Source organism: Enterobacter sp. CC120223-11 (assembly GCF_900215375.1).
Classification (GTDB): Bacteria; Pseudomonadota; Gammaproteobacteria; order Enterobacterales; family Enterobacteriaceae; genus Scandinavium.
Genome location: NZ_OBEF01000015.1, coordinates 113,162 through 124,295 on the forward strand (window position 1 = coordinate 113,162; position 11,134 = coordinate 124,295).

Consider the following 11,134-nt stretch of genomic DNA (forward strand, 5'->3'; position numbering starts at 1 on the left):
TTTAAAGCGCTATTTGTGAGCCATTTTTCAGCAAAAGATATGTTTTCCCCATGGTAAACTTTCCTCCTCCTCGCTGCCGATGGTAGCCTTCGCGCCCATAAATCATCGTTAACCTACGAAAAGCAGACTGATGACCTAAGAAGCGTCTTTCTGGAAGTGTTTTATTGCATTTGAGATCGCGATCACTGATACATTGATAACTTAAATGTATCTTTCCGGCCCCATACAATCACGGGTAAAAATCACAATAAAAGCCCGTTTGGCACTAATTTATTTTACCGTCAGTCATTTATTCATTGGATTTGACCAGATTACTGACAAATTGCTTCCTCCAGGAGATACAGATGGAAACCATTCAGACCAGCACCATTGCCTCGGCTGAAAGTCGTAGCGGATGGCGTAAAACGGACACTATGTGGATGCTGGGCCTTTACGGCACGGCGATCGGTGCGGGCGTGCTGTTCCTGCCGATCAACGCCGGTGTCGGCGGACTTATTCCGCTGATCATCATGGCAATCCTTGCCTTTCCAATGACCTACTTCGCACACCGCGGCCTGACCCGCTTCGTGCTGTCCGGTAAAAATCCGGGCGAAGACATCACAGAAGTTGTTGAAGAGCACTTCGGCATCGGCGCAGGTAAGCTGATTACCCTGCTCTACTTCTTCGCGATTTACCCAATCCTGCTGGTTTACAGCGTGGCGATCACCAACACCGTTGAAAGCTTCATGACTCACCAGCTGAGCATGACGCCACCGCCGCGTGCAATCCTGTCGCTGATCCTGATTGTCGGCATGATGACCATCGTGCGCTTCGGTGAGCAGATGATCGTCAAAGCGATGAGCATCCTGGTGTTCCCGTTCGTGGTTGCCCTGATGCTGCTGGCCTGCTACCTGATCCCACAGTGGAACGGCGCGGCACTGGAAACGCTGTCTCTGAGCAGCGCATCTTCTACCGGTAACGGCCTGTGGATGACTCTGTGGCTGGCAATTCCGGTGATGGTGTTCTCCTTCAACCACTCCCCGATCATCTCCTCCTTTGCCGTGGCAAAACGTGAAGAGTACGGCGTGGATGCAGAGAAGAAGTGCTCCAAAATTCTGGCCTTCGCTCACATCATGATGGTGCTGACCGTGATGTTCTTCGTGTTCAGCTGCGTGCTGAGCCTCTCCCCGGCAGACCTGGCGTCCGCGAAAGAGCAGAACATCTCTATCCTGTCATACCTGGCGAACCACTTTAACGCCCCGCTGATTGCCTGGATGGCGCCGATCATTGCCATCATCGCCATCACCAAATCCTTCCTCGGCCACTACCTGGGCGCGCGTGAAGGCTTCAACGGCATGGTGATCAAGTCCCTGCGTAGCCGTGGTAAAACCATCGAAGTGAGCCGCCTGAACAAGATGACTGCGCTGTTCATGCTGGTCACCACCTGGATTGTGGCGACCCTGAACCCAAGCATCCTCGGCATGATTGAGACCCTGGGCGGTCCGATTATCGCGATGATCCTGTTCCTGATGCCGATGTACGCGATTCAGAAAGTGCCTGCGATGCGCAAGTACAGCGGCCACATCAGCAACGTGTTCGTGGTCATTATGGGCCTCATCGCCATCTCCGCGATTTTCTACTCCCTCTTCGGTTAATTCCTGGCGCCGCCTCCGGGCGGCGTTTTTCTTTATAGCAATGGACGCATCATGATCAGCGTATTCGATATTTTCAAAATCGGCATTGGTCCTTCCAGCTCGCACACCGTCGGGCCAATGAAAGCGGGCAAGCAATTCACGGACGACCTGATTGCACGCAATATTCTCACCGACGTCACCCGCGTGGTGGTGGACGTCTACGGCTCACTTTCCCTGACCGGCAAGGGCCACCACACCGATATCGCCATTATCATGGGCCTGGCGGGTAACCTGCCGGACACCGTCGATATCGACGCCATCCCGGCTTTTATTCAGGACGTGAACACGCACGGACGCCTGCTGCTGGCAAACGGTGAACATGAAGTTGAGTTCCCGGTAGACCACTGCATGAACTTCCATGCCGACAACCTTTCCCTGCACGAAAATGGGATGCGCATTACGGCCCTGAGCGGTGACAAAGCCGTTTACAGCCAGACCTATTACTCCATCGGCGGCGGGTTTATCGTCGATGAGGAGCACTTTGGCCTCAGCAACAGCGCCCCGGTTGAAGTGCCGTATCCGTACAAAAATGCCGCCGATCTTCAGCGCCACTGTCAGGAAAGCGGCCTGTCACTCTCCGGCCTGATGATGCAGAACGAACTGGCGCTGCACAGCAAAGAAGAGCTGGAACAGCACTTTGCCGCCGTGTGGGACGTGATGAAATCCGGCATTGAGCGTGGCATCACCACCGAAGGCGTGCTGCCGGGCAAACTGCGCGTTCCGCGCCGTGCCGCTGCGCTGCGTCGTATGCTGGTGAGCCAGGACAAAACCACCAGCGATCCGATGGCCGTTGTTGACTGGATTAACATGTTTGCGCTGGCGGTGAATGAAGAGAACGCCGCCGGTGGCCGCGTGGTGACGGCGCCAACCAACGGCGCCTGTGGGATTGTGCCTGCTGTGCTGGCGTACTACGACAAGTTCATCCGCGAAGTGAACGCCAACTCTCTGGCCCGCTACATGCTGGTCACCAGCGCCATTGGTTCACTCTATAAGATGAACGCCTCCATCTCCGGCGCGGAAGTGGGCTGCCAGGGTGAAGTAGGCGTGGCCTGTTCTATGGCGGCCGCAGGGCTTGCAGAACTGCTGGGCGGCAGCCCGATGCAGGTTTGCGTCGCTGCGGAAATCGGCATGGAGCATAACCTCGGTTTAACCTGCGACCCGGTTGCAGGCCAGGTTCAGGTGCCGTGCATCGAACGTAACGCGATTGCGTCGGTAAAAGCCGTCAACGCCGCGCGTATGGCGCTGCGCCGTACCAGCGATCCGCGCGTCTGCCTCGATAAGGTTATCGAAACCATGTACGAAACCGGTAAGGACATGAACGCCAAGTACCGCGAAACCTCCCGCGGCGGCCTGGCGATGAAGATCGTTACCTGCGACTGACCCTGCAACAGACGCCTCGTTTTGCGAGGCGTCTTCCTGTTTTTACCCGCCCATTCGCCTCGCCCTCTTCCCGGTGTTACCCTAAGCGCCTTGCTATTCGGGAGGGAACTCATGGCCGTACATCTGCTTATCGTCGATGCGCTCAATTTGATTCGCCGCATTCACGCCGTTCAGGGTTCGCCCTGCGCCGACACCTGCCTGCACGCGCTACAGCAGCTGATTGTTCACAGCCAGCCGACCCACGCCGTCGCGGTGTTTGACGACGAGGCCCGCAGCCAGAGCTGGCGGCACCAGCGCCTGCCGGACTACAAAGCCGGACGCTCGCCGATGCCGGACGATCTGCATGCCGAAATGGATAACATTCGCCGCGTGTTTGAACAGCATGGTGTGAGCTGCTGGGGTTCCGCCGGGAACGAAGCCGACGATCTGGCTGCTACGCTTGCGGTAAAAGTGGCAGGGGCCGGGCATCAGGCGACGATTGTCTCCACGGATAAAGGCTATTGCCAGCTGTTGTCGCCGCCCATCCGCATCCGCGACTACTTTCAGAAACGCTGGCTCGACGCACCGTTTATCGCCCAGGAGTTTGGCGTGAAGCCAGAGCAGTTGCCGGATTACTGGGGGCTGGCGGGAATAAGCAGCTCAAAAGTGCCGGGCGTGGCGGGCATCGGGCCGAAGAGCGCGACCGAACTGCTGGCGCAGTTTCCTACGCTGGAAGCGATTTATGAGCATCTTGACGAGGTGCCGGAGAAGTGGCGCAAAAAACTTGTAGAGCATCAGGAGATGGCGTTTATCTGCCGGGAAGTGGCAACGCTTCAGACGGATTTACAGCTGGACGGGAATTTGCAGCAGCTAAGACTGGTGAAGTAATTTCCCCTCACCCCGGCCCTCTCCCCAAAGGGGCGAGGGAGAAAACCTGACCTTCGCCCCACTTTCTAAAGGGAGAGAAAACCAGAGCAGGCAAGCGAAGCCGTGCTATTCCCTCTCCCTGGGGGAGAGGGTTAGGGAGAGGGTTAGGGAGAGGGGAGTCTGCGAACTTACCTTACCGCTCGTCGCGACGACCGCCAACCGCGGCCCACATACGGCGCACGTGAACGGTTACTTCTTCACGGTCGTGATAGAGCTGGCGCGCCTGAATCTGCGCCGCAATGCCGTGTTCAGCCAGCTGCGCTTCGATATAGGCCAGGTTCTGCGACACTTCCTCGTAGCGCTTTTTCATCGGCAGCTTGAGGTTGAAGATGGTTTCACGGCACCAGCCGTTGACCAGCCACTGCGCCATCAGCGCGGCAACCTTCGCTGGTTTCTCAACCATGTCGCACACCATCCAGGAGATGTTGCTGCGGGTCGGTCGATAGCGGAAACCGTCTTCGCGCAGCCAGGTCACCTGCCCGGTATCCATCAGGCTTTGTGCCATCGGGCCGTTATCCACGGACGACACCCACATGTTGCGTTTCACCAGTTGATAGGTCCAGCCGCCCGGACAGGCACCCAGATCCACCGCATACATGCCGTTCGCCAGGCGCTCATCCCATTCGTCGGCAGGAATAAACACGTGGAAGGCTTCTTCCAGCTTGAGCGTGGAGCGGCTTGGCGCATCTGAAGGGAACCTCAGGCGCGGAATGCCCATATAGAACGGCGAATTGTTGGTGGTGAGCGAGTAACCCACGTAGCAGCAGCCCGGCGCAATAAAGAAGACGTGCACCACCGGACGCTTCGGCGTTTCGTATGATGCCAGGATCTTCGCTTCACGCAACGCCGCACGCAGCGGCACGGTGAACTTGCGGCAGAACTTCATCAGCTCTTTGCTTTCGTTGGTGTCTGCCACTTCAACGCGCAGATCGCCGCCCTTTTCCACCACGCCCGTCAGCATGCCGACCACCGGCGTGATGCGGTCTTCCGGCGGAAGATCGGTTAACAGCTCGCAGGCCACGAACATCTGGCGGGCGAAAATCAGCGAGCTGAACGGCAGCTCTTTAATCAGCTTTTCCGCCTCGCCTTCCTGATAGCACTCAAAAATCACATAGCCCGAATTCTCTTTAACGCGGGCAAAACCATACACGCCAAGGCGAGAGGCCTTGTCAGAAATCTCTGCTGCGCACTCTTTCTCAAAACCCTGACGGCTGTAGAGGACAACCTTATTCATGCGCGACACCTTTACGCTTTAAACGAATAGCGCCAATCAGCATCAGAACCCAGCCGGCGAGGAAGCTGACGCCGCCCACCGGAGTGACAAATGCCCAAAGGCGTAAATGCGACAGCGCCAGACAGTAGAGGCTGCCGCTGAATAATACGGTTCCCAGCGCCATAAACACGCTGCTCCAGTAGAACCAGATACTGATGCGGCGCTGCATCGCCACCGCCAGACCGAAAATCGCCAGCGTGTGGAACGCCTGATATTCAAGGCCGGTCTGGATCCAGCCCATCTCGACGACGCCGAGCGTTTTACTTAAAACATGTGCGCCGAAGGCGCCCAAAGCAACAAACACAAAACCACTGATAGCGGCAAAAATCAGCATGAAGCGACTGGTCATGTCATTTTCCTGAAGTCATTTATTGTTCGTAACGGAAACGGAATTTTTCCTGCTCGCTTGCCGCTTTCGCCAGGATCCACTGCCGAAAGGCGGCTATTTTACCCAGTTCCGCCTGACTGTCATGGCAAACGAGGTAAAACGCGTTCTTGCTGACCAGAACATCATTAAACGGACAGACCAAACGGCCTGCCTCAATTTCGGACTGCGCCATCACATTGTTGGCCAGTGCGATCCCTTGTCCATGGATAGCCGCCTGCAGCACCATCGCGCTGTGGCTAAAAATCGGTCCCTGTTGAACGTTGATATGGTTCAGGCCGAGCTGGCGAATATAGGTTTGCCAGTCGCGGCGGGAAGCATCGTGCAATAACGTATGTTGCGCCATATCTGCGGGCGTTTTCAATGCCTTCTCGCCGGTTAACAACAGCGGCGAGCAAATGGGTAACAGATATTCTGCATAAAGTTTTTCGACGCGCAGCCCCGGCCAGTTACCGCGGCCGTAGAAAATCGCTACGTCCACATCGTCCGCCAGCTTGTCTTCCTGACGGTCTACGGCCTGAATTCTGACGTCGATTCCCGGATAAGCTGAGTTAAAGCTTGCGAGGCGTGGCACCAGCCACTGAATGGCAAAACTCGGCAACATGCTGACCGTCAACGCCCCCTTGGCGCTGCGGGCCTGCAGTTTACGCGTTGCGTCGGTTAATTGCGAAAAGATCTCTTTGATATCGAGAAAATAGCTCTGGCCCTCTTCCGTCAGCAGCAGCGAACGATTGCGGCGGCGAAACAGCTTTAAGCCCAGGAAATCCTCGAGTGACTTGATCTGATGACTGACCGCGGCCTGCGTGACGAACAGCTCGTCGGCGGCGCGAGTGAAGCTGAGATGACGGGCGGCGGCATCAAATACACGTAATGCATTCAGAGGAGGTAAACGCTTCGACATGGTTGTTTTAGCTTAGATGTTAAATGAATTTAACAATTAGATTACATCATGTAACCTATTAGTTTTTTTTATCTGAGCCATTATAATTTGTCCGTTGAGCTTCTACCAGCAAATACCTATAGTGGCGGCACTTCCTGAGCCGGAACGAAGAGCTTTTTTCGGAATGCGTGTTCTGATGGGCTTTTGGCTTACGGTTGTGATGTTGTGTTGTTGTGTTTGCAATTGGTCTGGAGTTCAGACCTCGGTAGCGAGACTACCCCCTTTTCACTTCCTGTACATTTACCCTGTCTGTCCATAGTGATTCAATGTAGCACCGCCAAATTGCGGTGCTTTTTTTTGCTTAAAATTCTGCCGTTACTGATCCATTTCGACCATTTCTTTCACGTCGGTACGGTTGATCTGCTGCTTATTGCCGTTGGCATCTTTGTAGGAAATCATCCCGGTATCATTATCGGTCTGTGGTTTGCCGTCGGCGATAATGGTGCGTCCGTCATTGGTGTGCATGACATAGTTAGGACCGGAACAGGCGCTCAGGGCAAAAGTCAGCATACAGGCAGAAATGATTGCGGCAGTCTTTTTCATCTTCTTCTCCTTTCAGCAATTCATGCTGGATTTATCGCTTCAATTAACAGGCTAAAACACTCGCCTAACATAATTCAGCATAACCCACTACCCGTGTTCTGCCACCATTACCGGAAAATTCCGAGGGTTATCCCGCTTCTTGCCCTGCCGCGTGTTTTGCGCGACGATCGGTAAACTGGAATGAGGAAAATCATGCACACATTCAACCCGGCGCAGTTTCGCGCCCAGTTTCCGGCCCTGAGCGATGCCGGGGTCTATCTCGACAGTGCCGCCACGGCGCTCAAGCCGCAGGCCGTTATCGACGCAACGGCACAGTTTTATAGCCTGAGCGCGGGCAACGTGCACCGCAGCCAGTTTGCCCAGGCGCAGAAGCTGACCGCCCGCTATGAAGCAGCCCGCGAACAGGTGGCAGCGCTCATCAACGCGCCAGACGGCAAAAACATCGTCTGGACCCGCGGCACCACGGAGGCCATCAATATGGTGGCCCAAAGCTATGCCCGCCCGCGTTTGCAGACCGGAGACGAAATTATCGTCAGCGTGGCAGAACACCACGCCAACCTCGTGCCGTGGCTGATGGTCGCCGAGCAAACCGGCGCGAAGATTGTTCAGCTGCCGCTTGGTGCAGACCATTTGCCGGACGTGGAACAACTTTCCTCATTAATCACTTCCCGCAGCCGTATCCTGGCGTTGGGACAAATGTCCAACGTGACCGGCGGCTGTCCGAATCTGGCGCGCGCCATTCAGTTGGCCCACGCCGCAGATATGGTCGTGATGGTCGATGGCGCTCAGGGCGTGGTGCATTTCCCCGCCGACGTGCAGGCGCTGGATATCGACTTCTACGCCTTCTCCGCCCATAAACTTTATGGCCCGACGGGCATCGGTGCGCTTTATGGCAAAGCAGAACTGCTCGATGGCATGTCGCCGTGGCTCGGCGGCGGCAAAATGATAACCGAAGTGACCTTCGACGGATTTAAAACCCAGCCGGTACCGTATCGCCTGGAGGCCGGCACGCCAAACGTCGCGGGGGTCATTGGCCTGAGCGCGGCGCTGGAATGGCTGAATGAAGTGGATGTGGGGCAGGCCGAAACCTGGAGCCGTGGCCTGGCGACGCTTGCGGAAGATGAGCTGTCGCGCCGTCCGGGCTTTCGTTCGTTCCGCTGCCAGGACTCCAGCCTGCTGGCCTTTGATTTTGCAGGCGTACACCACAGCGATATGGTCACGCTGCTGGCGGAATATGGCATCGCCCTGCGAGCCGGGCAGCATTGCGCCCAGCCGCTGCTGGCGTCGCTCGGCGTGAGCGGCACGCTACGGGCGTCGTTTGCCCCTTATAATACGCAGGAAGATGTTCACGCGCTGGTGCACGCCGTTGACCGCGCTCTCGAATTACTGGTGGATTAAATGACAAGCCCTGCACTCGCCGGACACCCGTTCGGCACAACCGTCACCGAACAGTCTTTACGTGACCTTTTTACGCCGCTGACCCAGTGGGAAGACAAATACCGGCAGCTGATCCTGTTAGGCAAGCAGCTGCCAGCGCTGTCTGAAGAGTTTAAAGCCCAGGCGCAGGAGATTGCCGGATGCGAAAACCGTGTCTGGCTTGGGTTTACTCGTTTGCCTCAGGGCGCGCTGCATTTTTATGGCGACAGCGAAGGCAGGATCGTTCGAGGTTTGCTGGCCGTGCTGCTGACAACCATTGAGGGGAAAACGGCGGACCAGCTGAAAGCCAGCGATCCGCTAGCGTTCTTTGATGAGCTTGGGCTCCGCGCCCAGCTCAGCGCCTCCCGCAGCCAGGGACTAAACGCGCTGCGGGATGCCGCACTGGATGCGGCACGCGAGGCTTAAGCCTGGCGCTCTGCCTTCGCCAGCATTTTCTTCAGCGCATGGGACACCGCGACAAAACCAAAGGTCGCGGTCACCATCGTTGCGGCACCAAAGCCGGACGCACAATCCATGCGCTTTGGCCCTTCGGCGGTGCTTTTCATCGCGCACACAGAGCCGTCTGACTGCGGATAAACCAGCGCTTCGGTGGAAAACACGCAGTCCACGCCGAGTTTCCCTTTGCCGTTCTTCACCACGCCAAAATCGCTCTTCAGACGCTCGCGCAGCTTCGCCGCCAGCGGATCCTGGATCGTTTTCGCCAAATCAGCGACCTGGATCTGCGTCGGATCGATCTGCCCGCCCGCGCCACCCGTTGTGACCAACGGCACCTTGTAGCGGCGGCAATAGGAGATAAGCGCTGCCTTCGGGCGCACGCTGTCGATGGCGTCAATCACATAGCTGAAACCCGCACCCATATACTGCGCAACGTTTTCCGGGGTGACGAAATCATCGACAACCGTGACGCGGCATTCCGGGTTGATCAGGCGAATACGCTCCGCCATCACTTCAGCTTTGGCGAGCCCGACGTTACCGCCGAGCGCGTGAACTTGCCGGTTGGTGTTGGTGACACAGACATCGTCCATATCGATAAGCGTGATGGCACCAATGCCTGTGCGGGCCAGCGCTTCCGCAGCCCACGAACCAACGCCACCGATCCCGACCACGCAGACGTGCGCATCGGCAAACACCTGCAATGCTTTTTCACCGTATAAACGGGCCGTGCCACCAAAACGCTGGCGCCATGCCTCGCTAAGAACAACTGACATAAAACCTCAAACGACTCTGTTAACCGCTGAATACGTAACCGTTACCTGCATTACGCAGCACCCAGACACGACCGTAATGGTTGTACCATCCGGCACGGTGGCCGGCATCCGGGCCAATGCCCTGATAAATATCGAAGTGCTGACCTTTAATCGCCCCGCCAACGTCCAGCGCCACCATTAAACGCAGCTCGTACTGTCCGTTAAATTTACCGTTATTATCCAGCTGCGGGACTTCAGCCAGCAGCGTGGTACCCGGCGGAATGATGCTTTTATCGGAAGCAACAGACGCACGGCCAACCAGCGGCACCGCACTCGCCCCTTTCACCGGCGCGAAAGACTGCGGTTTGAAGAAGACAAACGACTGGTTCTCCTCGAGCAGCGCACGCACTTCCGCTTCGCTGTGGGTTTCGCCCCAGTGGCGGATCACCTGCATCGACATATCTTCTTTCTTATATTCACCGCGATCGACCAACACCTTACCGATGCTGCGGTATGCCCAGCCGTTTTTCCCGGCGTAGCTAAAGAAGTTCAGCGGAGAACCGTCACCAAAATCAATATAGCCGCTGCCCTGCACGTCCATGATGAAGTTATCCATCAGAGAGTTACTGTAGGCCAGAATGTAGTTGTCGCTGAGCGCCCCGGCGTAAATCTCCGCGCGGGAAGGCAGACGCCCGCGCTTGGGCGGCATGCGGTAAATTGGATACTGGAATTCGCCCTGGCGCGTATGGCGCGCTTCCACCACTGGCGTGTAGTAGCCCGTGAACTGGACGTTGCCGTAGTTGTCCGCGCCCTGCATCTGCCAGGCATCCAGACCGTACTGCTTTAAGGTGCGGGTGTCACCGCCGGACTGCAGCCACTGCTGCACGGCGGCAAAAACGTTGCTCTGGTTGCCATAAAGGCGCGGAGAGGCATTGCGAATTTCATTCACCTGCTGAGCGAAATCACCGGCGTTAATCGGTGCGCCCACGGCGTCCGGCTGGTTCACCAGGGAAAATGGCTGGTTGAGTTTCCCGTCATTATATTGCTGACCGCGATCGGTCGGTTTGGAGGAACAGGCGGCGAGCAGCGTCATCAGCGCGCCTGTTGCCAGAATTTTTGCCCAACGTCCTTTCATGGTATCTCGTCTTCTTTCTTATGCCGAATGCGTGATGAAGATAACAAACCGCCAGGGGTATTGAAATGTGATAACGTGCCCCCGGCCTTATTTTGCATAAAAAATAGGCTGTGCGTTTTGTTTTTGCCCACTCTTTGATATTTATGCAGAAAAGGGTTGCATCAAATCGAGACCCGCGTATAGTGCGCATCCACGGACGCGGGATGGAGCAGCCTGGTAGCTCGTCGGGCTCATAACCCGAAGGTCGTCGGTTCAAATCCGGCTCCCGCAACCAA

11 protein-coding genes and 1 tRNA gene are annotated in these 11,134 nt (G+C 56.5%); 6 read left to right on the forward strand and 6 right to left on the reverse strand.

Translation table 11 applies throughout. From position 1 onward, the window contains the following. The first annotated feature begins 344 nt into the window (after positions 1 to 344). The 3 genes from CRO87_RS16975 to xni all read left to right on the forward strand — a co-directional run bounded on the left by CRO87_RS16975 (position 345) and on the right by xni (position 3,920). The gene (locus CRO87_RS16975; protein ID WP_097164115.1) at positions 345 to 1,634 is read left to right on the forward strand and encodes an HAAAP family serine/threonine permease; all 1,290 of its coding nucleotides are present in this window, start codon (positions 345 to 347) and stop codon (positions 1,632 to 1,634) included. Between the two features lie 51 nt (positions 1,635 to 1,685). Next, positions 1,686 to 3,053: an L-serine ammonia-lyase gene (locus CRO87_RS16980; protein WP_097164116.1), complete on the forward strand. Its 1,368-nt coding sequence runs from the start codon at positions 1,686 to 1,688 to the stop codon at positions 3,051 to 3,053. 111 nt (positions 3,054 to 3,164) lie between these two features. After that, positions 3,165 to 3,920 carry a flap endonuclease Xni gene (gene xni, locus CRO87_RS16985; RefSeq protein ID WP_097164117.1) on the forward strand — a complete coding sequence of 252 codons (756 nt, stop codon included), beginning with the start codon at positions 3,165 to 3,167 and terminating at the stop codon, positions 3,918 to 3,920. Between the two features lie 172 nt (positions 3,921 to 4,092). On the opposite strand, the gene rlmM is transcribed toward xni, so the two are convergent. The 4 genes from rlmM to CRO87_RS17005 all read right to left on the reverse strand — a co-directional run bounded on the left by rlmM (position 4,093) and on the right by CRO87_RS17005 (position 7,100). Continuing rightward, positions 4,093 to 5,193, reverse strand: a complete 1,101-nt coding sequence (rlmM, locus tag CRO87_RS16990) for a 23S rRNA (cytidine(2498)-2'-O)-methyltransferase RlmM (protein ID WP_097164118.1) — start codon at positions 5,191 to 5,193, stop codon at positions 4,093 to 4,095. Next, the gene (locus tag CRO87_RS16995; protein WP_097164119.1) at positions 5,186 to 5,581 is read right to left on the reverse strand and encodes a DUF423 domain-containing protein; all 396 of its coding nucleotides are present in this window, start codon (positions 5,579 to 5,581) and stop codon (positions 5,186 to 5,188) included. The genes rlmM and CRO87_RS16995 overlap by 8 nt, the downstream gene beginning before the upstream one ends. 19 nt (positions 5,582 to 5,600) lie before the next feature. Further along, on the reverse strand, positions 5,601 to 6,518 hold the full coding sequence (gene gcvA, locus CRO87_RS17000) for a glycine cleavage system transcriptional regulator GcvA (protein ID WP_097164120.1): 918 nt from the start codon (positions 6,516 to 6,518) through the stop codon (positions 5,601 to 5,603). 354 nt (positions 6,519 to 6,872) lie between these two features. Then, entirely contained in the window at positions 6,873 to 7,100 is a 228-nt protein-coding gene (locus tag CRO87_RS17005) for a YgdI/YgdR family lipoprotein (protein ID WP_097164121.1), read from the reverse strand. A 192-nt stretch (positions 7,101 to 7,292) separates the two neighbouring features. On the opposite strand from CRO87_RS17005, the gene csdA reads away from it, so the two are divergent. Next, positions 7,293 to 8,498: a cysteine desulfurase CsdA gene (csdA, locus tag CRO87_RS17010; RefSeq protein ID WP_097164122.1), complete on the forward strand. Its 1,206-nt coding sequence runs from the start codon at positions 7,293 to 7,295 to the stop codon at positions 8,496 to 8,498. Further along, on the forward strand, positions 8,499 to 8,942 hold the full coding sequence (gene csdE / locus CRO87_RS17015; RefSeq protein ID WP_097164123.1) for a cysteine desulfurase sulfur acceptor subunit CsdE: 444 nt from the start codon (positions 8,499 to 8,501) through the stop codon (positions 8,940 to 8,942). Here csdE and tcdA read toward each other — a convergent pair. Both tcdA and mltA read right to left on the reverse strand, forming a co-directional pair. Beyond that, a complete protein-coding gene (tcdA, locus tag CRO87_RS17020; RefSeq protein ID WP_097164124.1) occupies positions 8,939 to 9,745 on the reverse strand; it encodes a tRNA cyclic N6-threonylcarbamoyladenosine(37) synthase TcdA in 807 nt (268 codons plus the stop codon). The two genes, csdE and tcdA, sit on opposite strands and share 4 nt — an antisense overlap. Before the next feature lie 19 nt (positions 9,746 to 9,764). After that, positions 9,765 to 10,859 (reverse strand): murein transglycosylase A, encoded by a 1,095-nt coding sequence (gene mltA, locus CRO87_RS17025; protein WP_097164125.1) that lies wholly within the window; start codon positions 10,857 to 10,859, stop codon positions 9,765 to 9,767. Between the two features lie 197 nt (positions 10,860 to 11,056). On the opposite strand from mltA, the gene CRO87_RS17030 reads away from it, so the two are divergent. Next, a tRNA-Met gene (locus tag CRO87_RS17030) sits at positions 11,057 to 11,133 on the forward strand. Position 11,134: the final 1 nt, after the last annotated feature.